16 protein-coding genes and 1 tRNA gene are annotated in these 17,139 nt (G+C 70.3%); 3 read left to right on the top strand and 14 right to left on the bottom strand.

Annotated elements, in window-relative coordinates:
* Positions 1–153: 153 nt before the first annotated feature.
* From BLT62_RS14090 to BLT62_RS14105, 4 genes are all read right to left on the bottom strand, one after another.
* Positions 154–1,482 carry a D-arabinono-1,4-lactone oxidase gene (locus BLT62_RS14090; protein ID WP_083364635.1) on the bottom strand — a complete coding sequence of 443 codons (1,329 nt, stop codon included), beginning with the start codon at positions 1,480–1,482 and terminating at the stop codon, positions 154–156.
* 71 nt (positions 1,483–1,553) lie between these two features.
* Entirely contained in the window at positions 1,554–2,774 is a 1,221-nt protein-coding gene (locus BLT62_RS14095; protein WP_083365486.1) for an alanine racemase, read from the bottom strand.
* A gap of 50 nt (positions 2,775–2,824) precedes the next feature.
* Positions 2,825–4,117, bottom strand: a complete 1,293-nt coding sequence (locus tag BLT62_RS14100) for an MFS transporter (protein WP_083364636.1) — start codon at positions 4,115–4,117, stop codon at positions 2,825–2,827.
* Positions 4,114–4,710: a TetR/AcrR family transcriptional regulator gene (locus BLT62_RS14105; RefSeq protein WP_083364637.1), complete on the bottom strand. Its 597-nt coding sequence runs from the start codon at positions 4,708–4,710 to the stop codon at positions 4,114–4,116. Before BLT62_RS14105 ends, BLT62_RS14100 begins: the two co-directional genes overlap by 4 nt.
* Positions 4,711–4,879: 169 nt before the next feature.
* Here BLT62_RS14105 and BLT62_RS14110 point away from each other — a divergent pair, with 169 nt between their 5' ends.
* A complete protein-coding gene (locus BLT62_RS14110; protein WP_083365487.1) occupies positions 4,880–5,806 on the top strand; it encodes a Ppx/GppA phosphatase family protein in 927 nt (308 codons plus the stop codon).
* Between the two features lie 76 nt (positions 5,807–5,882).
* Here BLT62_RS14110 and BLT62_RS14115 read toward each other — a convergent pair.
* From BLT62_RS14115 to BLT62_RS14150, 8 genes are all read right to left on the bottom strand, one after another.
* Positions 5,883–5,956, bottom strand: a tRNA-Leu gene (locus BLT62_RS14115).
* Between the two features lie 83 nt (positions 5,957–6,039).
* A complete protein-coding gene (locus BLT62_RS14120; protein WP_083364638.1) occupies positions 6,040–7,611 on the bottom strand; it encodes an NAD(P)/FAD-dependent oxidoreductase in 1,572 nt (523 codons plus the stop codon).
* 42 nt (positions 7,612–7,653) lie between these two features.
* On the bottom strand, positions 7,654–8,961 hold the full coding sequence (locus tag BLT62_RS14125; protein ID WP_231919209.1) for a S8 family peptidase: 1,308 nt from the start codon (positions 8,959–8,961) through the stop codon (positions 7,654–7,656).
* Position 8,962: 1 nt separating this feature from the next.
* Entirely contained in the window at positions 8,963–9,484 is a 522-nt protein-coding gene (locus tag BLT62_RS14130) for a DUF501 domain-containing protein (RefSeq protein WP_083364639.1), read from the bottom strand.
* Positions 9,481–9,966 carry an FtsB family cell division protein gene (locus BLT62_RS14135; RefSeq protein ID WP_231919212.1) on the bottom strand — a complete coding sequence of 162 codons (486 nt, stop codon included), beginning with the start codon at positions 9,964–9,966 and terminating at the stop codon, positions 9,481–9,483. The genes BLT62_RS14130 and BLT62_RS14135 overlap by 4 nt, the downstream gene beginning before the upstream one ends.
* 63 nt (positions 9,967–10,029) lie before the next feature.
* Positions 10,030–11,310, bottom strand: a complete 1,281-nt coding sequence (gene eno, locus BLT62_RS14140) for a phosphopyruvate hydratase (RefSeq protein WP_083364640.1) — start codon at positions 11,308–11,310, stop codon at positions 10,030–10,032.
* A 117-nt stretch (positions 11,311–11,427) separates the two neighbouring features.
* Positions 11,428–12,684, bottom strand: coding sequence for a histidine--tRNA ligase (gene hisS, locus BLT62_RS14145; RefSeq protein WP_083364641.1), 1,257 nt, complete (start codon positions 12,682–12,684; stop codon positions 11,428–11,430).
* Positions 12,685–12,880: 196 nt separating this feature from the next.
* Positions 12,881–13,414, bottom strand: coding sequence for a ferritin (locus BLT62_RS14150; RefSeq protein WP_083364642.1), 534 nt, complete (start codon positions 13,412–13,414; stop codon positions 12,881–12,883).
* Between the two features lie 84 nt (positions 13,415–13,498).
* On the opposite strand from BLT62_RS14150, the gene BLT62_RS14155 reads away from it, so the two are divergent.
* Positions 13,499–14,467: an ABC transporter ATP-binding protein gene (locus BLT62_RS14155; protein ID WP_083364643.1), complete on the top strand. Its 969-nt coding sequence runs from the start codon at positions 13,499–13,501 to the stop codon at positions 14,465–14,467.
* The gene (locus tag BLT62_RS14160) at positions 14,464–15,573 is read left to right on the top strand and encodes an ABC transporter permease (RefSeq protein ID WP_231919214.1); all 1,110 of its coding nucleotides are present in this window, start codon (positions 14,464–14,466) and stop codon (positions 15,571–15,573) included. Before BLT62_RS14155 ends, BLT62_RS14160 begins: the two co-directional genes overlap by 4 nt.
* A gap of 256 nt (positions 15,574–15,829) precedes the next feature.
* On the opposite strand, the gene BLT62_RS14165 is transcribed toward BLT62_RS14160, so the two are convergent.
* A complete protein-coding gene (locus BLT62_RS14165) occupies positions 15,830–16,537 on the bottom strand; it encodes a MazG family protein (RefSeq protein WP_083364644.1) in 708 nt (235 codons plus the stop codon).
* Between the two features lie 9 nt (positions 16,538–16,546).
* Positions 16,547–17,128 (bottom strand): DUF1648 domain-containing protein, encoded by a 582-nt coding sequence (locus tag BLT62_RS14170; protein WP_083364645.1) that lies wholly within the window; start codon positions 17,126–17,128, stop codon positions 16,547–16,549.
* Positions 17,129–17,139: the final 11 nt, after the last annotated feature.

Here is a 17,139-nt window from a genome sequence, read left to right on the forward strand (position 1 = left end):
CGCACGCTGACTGGAGGCGGGGCGCGGGAGTCGCACGCTGGCTGGAGGGAGCGCCAGCGACCGAAGCCCTGACACAGCAGGAGACGGGCGGGGTGTCGACACGCTCAACCAACGGAGCCCTTTGGACGGGCGGCGCGGAGGAGCGAGCGGCGCTCAGTCGCCGAGCACCCGGCGCAGGTACGGGTTCGCGAAGACGCGGTCCGGGTCCAGCTGGTCGCGCACGGCGAGGAAGTCGTCGAATCGCGGGTACACCGTGCGCAGCGACTCGGCGTCGCGGTAGTGCATTTTGCCCCAGTGCGGCCGGCCGTCGTGCGCGATCATGATCTGCTCGACGGCGCGGAAGTACTCCTCCGGGTCCTCGCGGAAGAAGCGGTGCACTGCGATATAGCCGCTCTCGCGGCCGTACGCCGTCGACAGCCAGTTGTCGTCGGCGGCCGCCGCGCGCACCTCCAACGGGAACGAGATCTTCCAGCCCCTGCGCTCGATCAGCGCGCGCACCTCGGCGAGCGCGGCCGGCACCGCCGCGAGCGGCACCGCATACTCCATCTCGCGGAAGCGCACCGTCCTGCTGGTGGTGAAGACCGACGGCGAGAGGTCGGTGAAATCGCGATTGCCGGTGACCTTGTCGGCCAGCCGGCTGAGCCGTGGGATGGTCGCCGGCGCGAGGCGGCCGAGGTTGCACAGCGCCCGGTACAGGGTGTTGCCGACGAGCTCGTCGTCGACCCAGCGCTTGAACGGCGGGATCGGGGCGAGCACGGCGTCCCCCGGCAGCCGGGTGTTGGTCTTGGTCAGCGCCGTCTCGGTGTGCGGGAACCAATAGAACTCGAAGTGGTCGACGGATGCCGTGCGCTCCAGGAACCCGTCCATGACGGCGGCCAGCGGCTCCGGCCGCTCGACGGCCTGCAACGCGAAGGCGGGCACCAGTTGCATCGTGATGTCGACGATCACGCCGAGCGCGCCGAGTCCGAGCCGGGCGGCCGGCAGCAGCTCGGCGTTCGATGTGTCGCCGTTGCAGTCGGTGCCGATCCGCATCAGCTCGCCGCGGCCCGTCACCAGCGTCAGCCCGATGATCTGGGTGGCGAGCCCCCCGAGCTTCAGGCCGGTGCCGTGCGTGCCCGTCGAGGTGGCGCCGGCGATGGTCTGCTTGTCGACATCGCCCATGTTCGGCAGGGCCAGCCCCAGCGGGGCGAGCAACCCGGGCAGCTGGTACAGATTCGTCCCGGCCGCGAGGGTCACCTGGTGCTTCGCCACGTTGTGGGCGATGACGCCGCGCAGCCCGGAGAGCTCCAGCTGCACGCCGGGCGCCACCGCGATGCCGGTGAAGCTGTGCCCGGCTCCGATCGCCTTGATCGGGAGCCCGGCGGACGCGGCCGCCTGCACGGCGCGCTGCACGGCGCCGACGCTGGCCGGGCGTTCGACGCGCACCGGGCGCACCGACTCGCTGCGGCCCCAATTGCGCCAGATCGCCCCGGTCGCGGCCATCGTTGCTCCCCCACTGCTCGTTCCAGTCCCTGCCGCTCCCGGGGCGTGGCCCTCGCGGGTGCTCTCTCCACTCACAGGAATGCCTTTCCCTCGCCGCGATAGCTGGGCATCATGCCCACCACCTGGTCGCCGTCGACCAGCGCGAATTCGTTGACGTGCTCGGCGAGTTCGCCGGACTTCGTGTGCCGCAGCCACACCCGGTCGCCGGGCCGCAGTCGGCGGGCCGCCTCCCCGGTGAGCGGGCTCTGCACCTCGCCGGCCATCTCGCGCGACACGTAGCTCAGGCCCTCCGGCCAGACCAGTTGCGGCAGCCTGTCGACGTTGGGCGGGCCGGATGCCACCCACCCGCCGCCCAGCATGGTGGCGGTGTCCCCCGTGGCCTTGCGCACGATCGGCAGCGCGAACGCGGCGGCCGGCGCCGGCGCGAAGTGCTCGTAGTTGTCGAAGAGGTGCCCGCCGAAGATCCCGCTGCCGGCGGCGATCTCGGTGACGGACGGGTCACTCGCCGTGCTCTCCAGCGAGCCGGTGCCGCCGCCGTTGACGAACTGCAGCGGTGCGATGGCGCGCACAGCGGCCACCGCGGCGCCGCGGCGCTCGTGCAGCTCGGCGACGGACTGCCTCTGCATCCACCGGTTGACCGCGCCGTCGACGGGCTTGCCGATTGGCCGGTTGCCGACGCCGGCGATCTGCGCCTCGTACGCCATCATGCCGACGAGCTCGAAACCGGGCCGGGCGACGATGTAGCCGGCGAGTGCGCGGGTGTCCTCGACGCTGTGCACCGGGGACCGCCAGACGCCGAGGTGGCCCAGCACGGGCGCGTTCCAGGAGGCGTCGAGTTCCAGGCACACCCGGATGCTCTCCCGCTCCCCCGGCTTCAGCACCGCGTCGATGACGTTCAGCTGGTCTGGCGAGTCGACCATCAGCGTGACGCGGGCGGCCAGCTCCGGCGAGGTGGCCAGGCGCCGGATGGCGGCGCGGTCCACGCTCGGGTAGCCGACGACGACGTCGTCGACCGTCTCGGCCAGCCAGAGTGCCTCGGCCAGCGTGTAGGCGAGCACTCCGTGGTAGCCGGGCAGGGCGAGCAGCTGCTCGATCACCCCGCGCACGCGGAGCGATTTGCTGGCCACCCGGATCGGCGTGCCGGCGGCCCGGCGCAGCATGTCGCTGGCGTTGTGCCGCAGCGCGTCCAGCGCCAGCACGGCGAAGGGCGGGTCCAGCTCGGCCGTGGCGGCGTCGAGGGCGCGCCAGTAGTCGGCGCCGTCGAAGCGGGCGGGCAGCGCGGACGCCGCCATGCCGGCATCCGGCAGCTCGAAGCCCGAGCGCAGCAGGAGCTCTGTCGTCATCAGCGCACTCCCTTCACTCGCGAGACGGCCAGTGCCCCGGCGAAGGCGAAGACGGCCGACATGAGGAACAGCCCTTGGAAGCTGCCGAGCATCGCCACGGTCGCGGCGCCCAGCATCGGGGCGATGGCCTGCGGCACGGTGGTGGCGATGTTCATGATGCCGAGGTCCTTGCCGCGGCTGGCCGGGTCGGGCAGCACCTGGGTGGCCAGCGCCTGGTCGACCGAGAGGAAGCAGCCGTAGCCGAGCCCGAGCAGCCCGGCGGCGACCATGGCAACGGGCAGGCTGGGGAAGAACGCCAGCATCAGCGCGGCGACGGCCTGGGCACTCGACGACATGAACACGAAGGACTTGCGCCGGCCCAAGCGGTCTGAGAGCCGGCCGAGCACGAGCGAGGCGAGCACGACGAAGACCATGTAGATCAGGGTGAGCAGGATCAGGTTCTCTTCGGCGTTCGCATCCTTCAGCTGGAACATCAGAAAGTAGAGCAGCAGGCTCGTGCCGAAGGCGTTGCCGAAGTTCACCAGGATGCGGCTGAGCAGCGTCCAGCCGAAGTCGGGGTAGCGACGTGGGCTGATCCACAGGCTGGCCAGAATGCCGCGGGTGCTGAGCGGCTCGCGCTGTGTCGGCAGCAGCACGGCCTCCGGCTTGAGCAGGAAGGGGATCATCAGCAGCACCAGCAGCACGGCCATCGAGAGGTAGCCGAGCAGCTGGCCGGTGAACACGGTGAGCACCAACACAAGGCCGAGGATGGTGCCGACGGCCTGCGGCGCCGACATCCAGCCAGACACGTAGCCGCGCTGGTTCACCGGCACCTGGTCCGAGATGGTCGCGGTCAGCGCGGCCGTGAGCACGCAGAAGCCGGTGCTGGCGATGATCCAACAGATCGCGATGCCCACCAGCTGGGTCTGGAAGCCGAGTGCGACCAGCGCGGCCGCGAACATCGCCGTGCCGACGGCGATCCACGGTCGGCGGCGGCCGAAGCGGGAGGTGGTGCGGTCGCTCAGCGCGCCGGTCAGCGGGAAGGCGAGCATCGCGATCAGCCCGGCGATGCCGGAGATCACGCCGAACGCGACGACGCTGTCCGTCCACTGCGCCGGCTTGAGCTGGGCGTCGATCTGCAGGGGCAGCAGCATCTGCACGGGTGTCAGCTGCGCCATCCAGATGCCGAGCCAGGCGCTGCCGAAGGCCGCGATCCAGCGGCCGGGAACCCGCTGGGTCGGTTCGGCGAAGACGCCGGGCAGCGTCGGGGCGCCACCGGCGCTCGTGGCCGTGGTCGTGGGGTCGCCGCTCATGACTGCCTGCCCAATCCTGCGAGCGCATCCGCCGCAAAGTCCATCACGGATGCCGCGGCCGCGTCGTCGCGGTCGACCAGCCAGGAGACGGTCAACCCGTCGGTCAGCACCACCAGCAGGCGGGCCACCTCCTCGACGGGAAGGATCCAGGTCGTGCCCGTGTGCTCGGCCGCCGTCGTCAGCGCGGCCGCGGCGAGCGTGTAGTAGTGGTCGTATTGCAGCCGGGCGAGCTGTTCCATGCCTTCCGAGCGCAGCGCCTGCTGGGTGAGTTCGAGCATCGCCTGCTCGCGCAGCGGGTCGGCGCGCAGCAGGTCGGCGTAGCGCTGCAGCCCGGCGCGGATGATGTCGCGCAGGGAGGCGTCGCCGTAGGGCCCGGGCAGCACGGCCGCCTCCTCGTGCGCGACGACGAAGGAGATGAGCTCGTGCATGAGCTCGTCGCGGGAGGAGAACGCGTAGTGGAAGCTGGCCAGCGACATGCCGGCCTCGGCGACGATGGCCCGCGTGGTGGCCGCCGCGACGCCCTGGGTGGCGACGACGCGCAGCGCCGCCTGGACAAGTGCCGCACGGCGTTCCGCCGCGGGGATGCGGGGCATCTGGACCTCCTTACACGACACTGAGCAAGTTTGTTCTCCGCCGCGCAATCGTGCGACGTTTCAGAAGTGGGACATTCGACCCACTTGTTGAATGTGAAACAGTATGCACCATCGGCGTCCAAACCGCGCCATGTTCGCCGTGGTTGCCGCCGCGCACTATCGTTCGAGAATGCGACTTGGAGTTCTCGACGTCGGTTCGAACACCGTCCACCTGCTGATCGTCGACGCCCACGTGGGGGCCGCGCCCGTGCCGATGGCCTCGCACAAATCGGTGCTGCGCCTGATGCGCTATCTGCTGCCGGACGGCTCGATCAGCGCGGAGGGCATCGACGCGATCCTCGAATCGGTGCGCTCGGCCGCCGCCGTCGCCCGCCAGAACAACATCGACGAGCTCCTGCCGATGGCGACGTCGGCGCTCCGCGAGGCCACCAACGGCCAACAGGTGCTCGACCTGATCGCCGCGGAGACGGGCGTGGAGCTGCACGTGCTCTCGGGCGACGACGAGGCCCGGCTCACCTTCTTCGCCGTGCGCCGCTGGTACGGCTGGTCTGCCGCCGACACGCTGCTCTTCGACATCGGCGGCGGTTCGCTGGAGATCGCGGCCGGGGCGGACGAGTTCCCCGCCGTCTCGCTGTCGCTGCCGCTCGGCGCCGGCCGCAGCACGATCGCCTTCCTGCACGATGACCCGCCGACATCCGCCCAGATGAACGCGCTGCGCGAGCACGCCCGCTCCGTGCTCGAGGAGGCGCTGCCCGCGTTCGCCGAGCTGCCCGCACCGGTGCACGTCGTCGGCTCGTCCAAGACGATCCGTTCGCTGGCCCGTCTGGCCGGCTCGCTGGTGGACGGCGTCGGCGCGCTGGACCGCTCGCTGCTGCGCCGCTCGCAGCTGGAGGACTGGATCCCCCGCCTGGCGAGGATCCCCGCGGATGCCAGGCCCGCGCTGCCCGGCATCACCGCCGACCGCACCTTCCAGATCGTGGCCGGCGGCATCGTGCTCGCCGAGGCGATGGCGGTTTTCAAGGTGAAGGAGCTCGAGGTCTCGCCGTGGGCACTGCGCGAGGGCGTGCTGCTGCGCTACCTCGACCGGCTGGGCTAACCGCCCGCTGGACCGGCCTCCTGCTCGACCCCGCTGTCGATGCGTGTGCCGTCGCCGCGGCGCGAATTCTTCTCGGTACCCCCACAGGGACTCGAACCCTGACTCGGACGATTTTAAGTCGTCTGCCTCTACCGATTGGGCTATAGGGGCGCGCTGTGCAGTCTAGCCGCGAACAGAACGGCCCCGAGGCGATGCCTCGGGGCCGTTCTTCAACACGTGTGCCGAGGCACCGCCTACTTGGCGGCGACGGCCTCTGCAACCTCGACGACCTCGGCGGCGACCTTCTTGGGTGCGCGCGCCTTGGCGGGGGCCTTGGCCTTCGCCGGAGCCGCGTCGGCCGGGGCCACGTCGGACGTGGCCGCAGCGGTCTTGGCTGCAGGGGTCTTGGCCGCAGCGGTCTTGGCCGCAACAGTCTTCGCCGCGGGCTTGGCGGCCGCTGCCTTGGCCGGGGCCTTCGCCGCGGCGACCGGAGCAGCCTCGACGGCGGGCTTCGGGCGGGAGGCGAACTCCTCGAACGCGGCGCGCGGGGTGGTCACCGCAGCCAGCGAGACGATGTCGCGACCGAGGAAGAAGTTGTTGATCCAGCCCCAGATCACGCGGATCTTGCGCTCCCAGGTCGGCATGGCCAGACCGTGGTAGCCGCGGTGCGCGAACCAGGCCGGGAGGCCCTTGATCGCGATCTTGCCGGACTGGAACACGCCGTAACCGATGCCGAGGCCGGCAACAGCGCCCATGTTCTTGTGCAGGTACTCCTTGGGGCCCTCGCCACGCAGAACGGCGACGATGTTCTTCGCGAGCAGCTTGCCCTGACGAACGGCGTGCTGGGCGTTCGGAACGCAGTAGCCGCCGACGCCGCCGCCGGAGAGGTCGGGGACGGCGGTGATGTCACCGGCGGCCCAGGCACCCTCGACGATGTCGTCTTCGGTTCCGATGCGCAGGTCGGCGCGCACCTGCAGGCGGCCGCGCTCCTCCACGGGGAAGTCGGAGCCGCGCACGACGGCGGGGTTCGCCATCACGCCGGCGGTCCAGACGATGAGGTCGCTCTCGAAGCTCTCGCCGGTCGACAGCTCGATGACGCCGCCGACAGCCGACTTGAGCTGCGTGTCCAGGTGTACTTCTGCACCGCGCTGGGCGAGGTTCTTGAGCACCCAGTGGCTGGTCTCGAGGGACACCTCGGGCATGATGCGGCCCATCGCCTCGATGAGGTGGAAGTGCGTGTCGTCGAAGGTCAGCTGCGGGTACGAGCTGAGCAGCGAGCTGGCGAAGGAGCGCAGCTCGGCGAAGACCTCGATGCCGGCGAAGCCGCCGCCGACGACCGTGAAGGTGAGCAGGCGGTCGCGCTCGGGCCCGGCGGGCATGGCCGCGGCCTTGTCGAAGTTGGTGAGCACGCGGTCGCGGATCGCGACGGCCTCCTCGATCGTCTTGAGGCCGATGGCCTCATCCGCGACGCCCGGGATCGGGAACGTGCGGGAGACGGCACCGGCAGTGACGACGATGATGTCGTAGTCGAAGGTGTAGGGGTCTCCGACGGGCGGCGTGATCGTCGCCTGCTTGGTGGCGTGGTTGATTCCGGTGACCTTGGCGGTCAGGACGGTGGTCTTCTTGAGGTGCCGGCGCAGCGCGACGACGGAGTGGCGCGGCTCGATGGAGCCGGCGGCAACCTCGGGGAGGAAGGGCTGGTACGTCATGTACGGCAGCGGGTCTACGACAGTGACGTCAGCTTCGCCCTTGCGCAGCCACTTCTCGAGCTTCCATGCGGTGTAAAAGCCGGCGTAGCCGCCACCGACGATGAGGATTTTGGGCACGGTTGAGGATCTCCTACGTGATCATGGATGTGCGAAAACCGCTTACCTGCGCAGTATTCGCCTGAAATGCCGTGTGGCCCCTATGCCCAGCAGCACAATAAGGATAGCAAATCCTGCGAGCACAAGAATCGGCACGACGACGGTGGTCATCGTGAAACTGTTCGGGATGATGGATGCGAACGAGCCCTGCTCCGGCGCGGGAGGGTCTGCCTTCGCCACGATCGGCTCGCGGGTGGCCGGCTCTTCCTCGCTCGGGGCCACCGCCGCGCGGCGGTGCAGGTGCACCCACTCTTTGAGCTGGGTCTCCGGGTCGGTGCTGGCGGCGGCGACCTCGGCGTTGACGGCGGCATCCGCGTCGATCAGCCCGTTGCCGTAGATCTGCACGGCTCCACGCGGAACCGCCGTGGAGACGACTCGGTTGATGACGTCGGCCGCGCCGAGCTCCGGGTAGGCGGAGCGCACCAGCGCGACCAGACCGGAGACGATCGGGGCGGCGCCGCTGGTGCCGTCCCACTTTGCGTAGCCGCCGCCCGGCACCACGCCGACGAGGTCCTCGCTCGGGGCCGCGACCGAGATCGTGATGCCCTGCGAGGAGGCGTCGAAGCTGGCGTCACCGTCGCGGTCGACCCCGGCGACCGTGAGCACGCCGGGAATCGTCGCGGGAGCGCCGACTGCTGCCGTCCCGGCGCCGCGGTTGCCGGCGGCCGCCACGACGACGACATCGTGCTCGAAGGCGTAGAGGAAGGCGTCATCCCAGCTCTGCGGCCAGTCCAGGGTGTTGCGCGTGAGGGACATGTTGATCACGTCGGCGCCGTTGTCGACAGCCCAGCGCACCGCGGTGGCGATCTGATCGTCGTTGCTGACCGTCGAGCCGGTATTCGTGCCGAACGCCACGGATGCCGCAAGCAGCTCCGCCTCCGGGGCGACGCCGATCACGCCGCTGCCCGGCACCGGGCCGCGGCCGCGCCCGGCGAGCAGGGAAGCCACCATGGTGCCGTGCTGGCTGTTGTCGCCGACCGGGGTCTGCCCGTTCTGGGTACCGATGCCCGAGGCGTCCATGCCGCCGACGATGGCGCCCTTGAGCTCGGCGACGGAGCCGTCGATGCCGGTGTCGATGACGGCGACGGTCACGCCGGCGCCCTTCGTGCTCAGCCAGGCCTCGTCGAAGCCGTAGTCGGCGAGCCAGTACTGCATGTCTCGGATCTGGTCGGCCTGTGCCGGCGGGGCATCGATCACCGTGGTGCCCAGTGTGACGGCGGCGACGATCGCCACCGCCGCTGCAGTTCCCCACCGCCCCCAGCGCCGCATCAGCGAGTGGCCGCCGCTCGCCCGAACGTCAGTCGTCTGCAACTCACTCGTCGATCCCGGGATAGACCACGCACTCGCAGACTGCGGGCGACCAGGTGGAGCGGGCCAGGGCGAGGTCGCCTATCGGGTTGACGCCGGGGCCAGCCGCGAGGGCGTGGCCGGCGAGGGCGTGCAGGCACTTGACGCGCACCGGCATGCCTCCGGCGGAGAAGTTCTCGAGCTCCGGCACGACCAGGATGCTGTTGCGGTCGGCCAGGTAGGCCTCGTGGGCGCGGCCATAGGCGGCACGCAGCTCCTCGTCCTCGCCGAGCATCTCGTTGAACTCGTTCATCACCTGGGTGGCCTCGAGGAAGGACATCGCCGCCGTGGCAGCCGGGTGGGACAGGTAGTAGAGCGTGGGGAACGGGGTTCCGTCGGCCAGGCGCGGCGCCGTGGAGACCACGGTGGGAGCGCCGCAGACGCAGCGTGCGGCGATGCCGATCACGTTGCGCGCCGGGCGGCCGAGCTGCGCCGAAACGATGGCGATGTCCCGCTCGGAGGCCGGATCGAAGGGGGGTGTCGTCATGGTGCTGGTGCGCTTTCTGCAAGGCCCGCCGTCATCACGGAGGCGAACATTGACTGTAACCAATCAAGCTGGGTGTTTTGAATTTCGGCGGTGACGGGGGCCTGCGCGCTCTCCTCCACCTGCGCCGGGAGGTCGATCACGAGGAAGCTCACCTCGCCCGGCATCACGTAGTAGAGCCGGTCCCTGGCCTGCGTGATGACGAAGGTCCGGTCGTTCCAGCGCTCGCGCTCTGCATGCAGGGAGTCCACCTCCTCGCGCTGTGCCTCAACGGTGGCGCTGAGCGCGGCGATCTCCTGGCGCTGCTCGACGAGCACGCGGAGGCCCGGCGCCAGCACGACAACGGCGAGCACGAGGATCACCATCATGATCAGGGAGAAGCCGGAAAAACGGATGCCGCGCAGCCAGCCCCCGCTCGGGGAGTCGCCGGTGGCCATGGCCACCGGCACCTTCCGAGTGTGCGTCTTCGTCGAGGTGTCAGGCATTGCCCTGATCCTCCATTCGAAACGCCGGGTGCGTGCTGCGCGGCAGAAACCGCGGGGAGCGAGTTACGCGGTGAAGCGCGGGAACGCGCTGCGGCCGGCGTAGACGGCGGCCTCACCGAGTTCTTCTTCGATCCTCAACAGCTGATTGTACTTAGCGACGCGCTCGCTGCGGGCAGGCGCACCGGTCTTGATCTGACCGCAGTCGGTGGCGACGGCGAGGTCGGCGATCGTGGTGTCCTCGGTCTCGCCGGAGCGGTGCGAGAGGATCGCGGTGTAGCCGGCGCGCTGCGCCATGGCGACGGCATCCAGCGTCTCGGTCAGGGTGCCGATCTGGTTGACCTTGACGAGGATCGAGTTGGCGGTGCGCAGCTCGAGGCCCTTGGCCAGGCGCTTCGGGTTGGTCACGAACAGGTCGTCACCGACGATCTGCACCTTGTCGCCGAGCTGGGCGGTGAGGTGGGTGTAGCCGTCCCAGTCCTCCTCCTCCAGCGGGTCCTCGATGGAGACCAGCGGGTACGCCTCGACGAGCTCGGCGTAGTAGGCGACGAGCTCCTCGGCCGAGAGCTGCTTGCCCTCGAAGTGGTAGCTGCCGTCCTTGAAGAACTCGGTGGCGGCGCAGTCCAGGGCCAGCGCGATGTCCTTGCCGGGCACGTAGCCGGCGATCTGGATGGCCTCGACGATGAGGTCGAGGGCCGCGCGGTTGCTGGGCAGGTTGGGGGCGAAGCCACCCTCGTCGCCGAGGCCGGTCGCCAGGCCCTTCGACTTCAGCAGGCCCTTGAGGGCGTGGTAGGTCTCGACGCCCCAGCGCAGAGCCTCGCTGAAGGTCTCGGCACCCAGGGGAACGATCATGAACTCCTGGATGTCGACGTCGTTGTCGGCGTGCGAGCCGCCGTTGATGATGTTCATCAGCGGGACGGGCAGGGTGTGCGCGTTCGGGCCACCGAGGTAGCGGAACAGCGGCAGGTCGAGCGAGTCGGCCGAGGCCTTCGCGACGGCCAGGCTGACGCCGAGCATCGCGTTGGCGCCCAGGCGGCTCTTGTTCTCGGTGCCGTCGAGCTCGATCAGCGTGGCGTCGACGACGCGCTGCTCGGTCGACTCGATGCCGTCGATCTCGTCGCCGATCTCGTCGAGCACGGCGTCGACGGCCTTGAGCACGCCCTTGCCGCCGTAGCGGGCTGCGTCGCCGTCGCGCAGCTCGTATGCCTCAAACGCACCGGTCGATGCGCCGGAGGGAACACCGGCGCGTGCGACGGTGCCATCCTCCAGGAGAACCTCGACCTCGATGGTCGGGTTTCCACGGGAGTCCAAAATTTCGCGAGCGCCTACAGCCTCGATCAGAGCCACAACTATCTCCTTGAGTAAGGGGGGTATGGGATGCGGAAAACACCGTCGTGATCCACCGCCCAGTCTACTCACGCGGCGGGCGGGGCAACGGAATCCGTCTCAGCCCTGCTGCCTGGCCTAGCCGCCGAGCGGCTTGAACTCCAGCTGGCCGGCATCCGTCACGCCGTGGCCGAGCAGCGCGAAGCGGGTGAAGCCGTCGGCCTCCGCCCGCTCGAGCAGCGCCTTGAGGTTCTTGCTGCGCTTCTCGAGGCGCACCCGCGTTCCGGATGCCACCAGCTGGCGCTTGAGCGCCATCAGCTCGGCCGGCAGGGCGTCCTTCTCGTGCACGATGACGGCGGCATCCGCCGTGCTCGTGGCGTCCTCCGGCAGCAGGTCGACGATGCGCTCGAAGCCGATCGAGAAGCCGCAGGCGGGCACGTCGGTGCCGAGGAAGCGGCCGATCATGCCGTCGTAGCGGCCGCCGCCGCCGAGCGAGTAGCCGAGGTCGGGGTGGGCGATCTCGAAGATGGTGCCGGTGTAGTAACCCATGCCGCGCACGAGGGTCGGGTCGAAGACGAGCTCGACCTCCGGCAGCGCGGAGCGCAGGGTGAGCAGCTCGGCGTATGCCTCCTGGTCGAGCCAGGCGGGCACGCCGCCGTCCAGCAGCTCCCAGCCGGCGTTCGCGATGCTCTCGAGCGTCTCGGCGATGCCCTCGGCTGCGATGCCGAGGCCGGCCAGCTCCTCGGCCACTCCCCCGGCGCCGATCTTGTCGAGCTTGTCGATGGTGATGAGCGCCCGCTCGTACTGCGTCTCCGGAACGCCCCAGTGGGCGAGCAGGGCCGCCAGGATGCGACGGTCGTTGATGCGGATACTGCAGCCGGTCAGGCCGAGCGCGTCCAGTGTGCCGGCGGTGGCGCCGATCAGCTCGATCTCGGCCAGCTGGCCGGCCTCGCCGATGATGTCGATGTCGCACTGCACGAACTGGCGGTAGCGGCCCTTCTGCGGGCGCTCGGCACGCCAGACGGGCGCGATCTGGATGGCACGGAAGACGCCGGGCAGCGCGGAGCGGTGAGTGGCGTAGAAACGGGCCAGCGGAACGGTGAGGTCGAAGCGCAGGCCGAGGTCGGCCAGGGCGAGCACGTCGCCGGAGGCCGCGGCGGCGGCCAGGTCTTCCGCGCCGAGGCCGCGCTTCATGACGGCGAAGGCGAGCTTCTCGTTGTCGCCGCCGAGGCCGGAGTGCAGCCGGGCCGCGTCCTCCATGACCGGCGTCTCGATCTCGTCGAAGCCGTGCGCGGCGTAGCTGGCGCGGATGATGCCGAGCGCGTGCTCGCGACGGGCCTTGTCGGCGGGGAGGAAATCGCGCATGCCGCGGGGCGGGGTGACAGTCTGAGCCATGCCCCCATTCTTTCAGAACGGCCGGGGGTGCTCCGCGCGCTCGGCCGCCCGCGGCATCCGCCCCTCCCCTTTCGCCCGGCCCTCCCCTCGAGAGCCGCCGAGACGACAGTTGAGCGTGTTCCCGGCGGCCGGGAACACGCTCAACGGTCCTGTCGATGCGGGGCGCTGCCCGCTGGCGCTAGTTAGAGGGCGCCGGTTAGTGGGCGCCGCCGGCGGCCTCTGGCGCGTCGGAGTCGACGCCGCCGTCGCCGATCGTCTCGCGGGCGACGAAGTTCTCGATGTCGAACAGGTTGTCCTTGGCCCGCTCGGCGATCGTCAGCAGCGTGCTCATCGAGGCGACCTCCTCGACCTGCTCCTTGAGGAACCAGAGCATGGCCTGCTCGCCGAGGGCGTCGCCGTCGCGGCGGGCGGCCTTGAACAGCTCCTCGATCTGGGTGGTCACCTGCTTCTCCTGCGCGAGCGCGAGCGCGACCGGCTCGACGACGTTGGCGAACTCGTTCTGCACGGCCGGCACACCGGGGATCGTGATGGGCAGGCCGCGGTCGAGGCTGTACTGCACGAGCATCATGGCGTGGTTGCGCTCCTCCACCGACTGGCGGTAGAAGTGGGCGGCCAGCTGGGGAAGGTCGTGCCCGTCGAACCACACCGCGATCGCGATGTACTGCTGCGAGGCGGCAAACTCGTTGCCGATCTGGATGGTCAGGAGTTCGTTGAAGGTCTTCTCGCTCATGAGGCGACGTTACCGCCGCGAATGCCGCGCTGGCTAGGGAGGGCAGGCTAGCCTGAGCACACACTCGCGATCGATGGGGGCACGATGAGCGCAGCACCGGTGGGAATCAGCGTGAGCGGCGTCAGCCGCAGCTTCGGGGCGGTGCACGCGGTGCGCGACGCATCGCTCGAGGTGCGTCCGGGGTCGGTCACCGGGTTGATCGGCCCGAACGGTTCCGGCAAGACCACGCTGCTGCTCATGCTCGCCACCTTGCTGCAGCCGGATGCCGGCAGCATCCGCATCGCCGGGTTCGACCCGATCGGCGACACGACAGAGGTGCGCGCCCGGATGGGCTGGATGCCGGACGTGCTCGGCGCCTGGCCGACACTCACCGTGCGCCAGGCGGTCGAGACCACGGGCCGGCTGTACCGGATGCCGCAAGAGCAGGCGGCGCGGCGCACCGAGGAGCTGCTCGCCATAACCGGCCTCACCGCTCTCGCCGGCCAGTCGACCCGCGTGCTCTCCCGCGGGCAGAAGCAGCGATTGAGCCTCGCCCGCGCCCTCGTGCACGACCCGGCGGTGCTGCTGCTGGACGAGCCGGCCTCCGGCCTCGACCCGGCCGCCCGGGCCGACCTCCGCACTCTGGTGCGGCGGCTGGCCGGTGAGGGCACCGCGATCCTGGTGTCCAGCCACGTGCTCTCCGAGCTCGACGAGATGGCGGATGCGGCCGTGTACATGTCCGCGGGCGTCACGGCGAGCGCCGAGGAGGTGGCCCGGGCGCAGAGCAGCCTGCGGCAGTGGCGGGTGCGCGCCCTGGACCGCGCGGTGCTGGCATCCGCGATCGCCACCATCGGGATGCCGGCCGAGCGCGTGGCCCTGGACAACGTGGGCGCGCTGCTCTCGTTCACCGACGAGGCCGAGGCCGCCGCGGCGCTCGGCCGGCTCGTCGGCGCGGGCGCGGCCATCAGCGACTTCGGGCCGGCCGTCGGGGTGATGGAGCACACCTTCCTCGATCTGAACCGCGACGTGAACCGCCCGCAACCACTGCCGACCGAGGGAGGGAGCGCAGCATGAGCACGACGATGACCACCCACACGGCCGCCGGCCCGACCGATTTCTGGGCCGGCATCCGCCTGATCATCGGGCTCGAACTGCGCCAACGTGTGCGGGGCGTGGCCTGGTACGTGTTGCTCGGCGTCTTCTTCGTGATCGTCGGGCTCGTGACCCTGCTGCTCTGGTTCGCCACGAACGCGATCGATTCCGGCGGCGGCGGCATGTTCTCCACCATCATCTTCTTCGTGCTGTTGCTCGGCTCGCTGGTGTCTCCGGCGCTCAGCGGCAACGCGATCAACGGCGACCGGGAGACTGGGGTGCTCGCCACCACGCAGGTGACGCTGACCAGCACCTGGCAGTTGGTGCTCGGCAAGTTCGTGGCGGCCTGGCTGACGGCGCTCGCCTTCCTGGCCGCCGCGCTGCCGTTCCTGCTATTCGCCGTGGTGCTCGGCCAGGTGTCGATCGGCACCATCGCGGTCTCGACGCTCGTGCTCGCCCTGGAGCTGGGCGTGATCGCCGCGATCGGTGTCGGGCTGAGCGGCATCCAGACCCGGCCGCTGTTCTCCATCGTCACCACATACCTGGTGATCGCGGCGCTCAGCGTCGGCACCCCGATCCTGTTCGGCCTGGCCGGGTTGGCGACGCAGTCCACGGCGACGAACACCTCGATCGACTACAACTGGGACGAGCAGGCAAACGGGGAGGCGGGCGACCAGTGGACCTGCGCCGCGCCCGTCGTGATGGAGTACTCGGTTCCGCGCTTCGACTACTACTGGGGAGTGCTGGCCGCGAACCCCTACGTGGTGCTGGCGGATGCCGCTCCCGGCACCTTTGACGACAACGGCAACCCGCGCGACCTGTTCGGCTGGATCGCGGTCGCCGTGCGCGGCGCCCAGCATCCGCCGGAGCTGAACAGCGTGTACGACGCCTGTGCCGATGGGCTGGGGCCGAACGACCCGCGCCCGAACGACTACGAGACGGCCGAGCAGATCTACAACCGTTCGGTGCCGTCCTGGTTCGTCGGGCTCACGGTGCACCTGCTGCTCGGCGCGGGCGCGCTGTTCTGGGCGGTGCGCCGCACCGACACCCCGGCGAAGCGCCTGCCCACCGGCAGCCGGGTGGCGTAGTCACGGCGAAGCCAGCGAAACACAGGACCAGAGCGGGGCGAGCCCCGCGGAGCGACCCGGCACCACTCTGCTCCTGCTTTTTCGGCAAGGTGGGCGCTGTTGGCTTCGGTCGCTGGCGCTCCCTCGAGCCAACGGGAGAAGCCACGTCGGCTGGAAAGCGCCGCGCCCTCACGCCGGCTGGAGGGCGCCGCGCCGCGACGAAGGAGCAGCGCAGCGCCCGAAGCCCGGGAGTCGACGCGCAACCGCCGCGGTGCGGCTACTCCGTGCCCTCGGCCTCTCGGATCTCCGCCTGGAAGTCGCGCAGCGTGCTGCGCAGCGCCCGCTCCGCGTCGAGGCCGCGCGCCTTGGCGCTGGCGACGATGGCCAGCAGCATCGGGCCGAGCTCGTCCTCCGTGCTGAAGGCGGCGCTGAGCGGCGAGCCGGCATCCGCGCCGTCGTCGATCAGGCCGAGCTTCGCCGCCTTGCCGAGCAGCTTGTCGGCGAGCCCGAGCGAGGGCATGCCCTGCGGGATGCCGTCGAGCACGCTCGTGCGCTCCGGCTTCTCCGCGGCTTTCAAGTCGTCCCAGAACGCGACGACGTCCTCGGAGGTCTCGGCGACGACGTCGCCGAAGACATGCGGGTGCCGGCCGATGAGCTTCGCGTTCAGGGTGGCGGCGACATCCTGCACGGTGAAATCCTCGCCCGCGGTGTGCGCGGCGATGTCGCTGTGCAGGATCACCTGGTAGAGCACGTCGCCGAGCTCCTCGATCATCTCGTCGCGGCTGCCGGCCTCGATCGCGTCGACCAGCTCGTGTGTCTCCTCGACGAGGTACTGCACCAGCGAGGCGTGCGTCTGCTCCGCGTCCCACGGGCAGCCGCCCGGTCCGCGCAGCTTCGCCACGGTCGCGATGAGCGCGTCCAGCGGGGTGCCCGCGGCCTCCGCGGGCGTCGTCGGGGCGGATGCGGCAGCGGCGGTTTCACTCATGCGCCCAGCCTAAGCGCCGACCTTGTAGGTCTCGGCGCGCTCGCTGCGGACGATTCCGACGACGCCGAACGCCAGCACGCCGAGGAACCCGCCCATCAGCAGGATGAACGCCCACGGCGCCGCCCAGCCGGGCACGCCGAACCAGGTCAGCAGGGCGACCGTGCCGATGAGCAGTGCGACACTCAGCGCGAGGCGTTCCAGCATGCGCCGGGTGAGCAGCAGCGTCTGCGTCGTGGCGGGGGCGCGCGGGGAGAGCTGCATTCCGGCGGCCGGATGCGGCTGGCTCCCGCCGAGTGCGTCGAGCACCGGCAACAGCGCGGCCAGCACCCACATCAGCAGGGTGGCCCCGAGGCCGATGAACACAGGTAACAGGAAGCCGCCCACGCTCTTGGCCGCCCAGGCGTCCGGCTGGAAGGCGGCGTCGAAGTGCACGGGCATCGGGTCGGGCACGGCCGGGTAGTGCGCGATGCCGATGCCGGCCACGGCGAGCAGATAGCCGAACCCAGCGAGGATCGGCCAGAGCCGGATCCGCGCCGGCGGCGCCGCCTGGGCCGCGCTTTGTGCGCCCTGCTCGCTCTGTGTCTCCCCCACGCCTCGACCCT

Source organism: Microterricola viridarii (genome assembly GCF_900104895.1).
Taxonomy (GTDB): Bacteria; Actinomycetota; Actinomycetes; order Actinomycetales; family Microbacteriaceae; genus Microterricola; species Microterricola viridarii.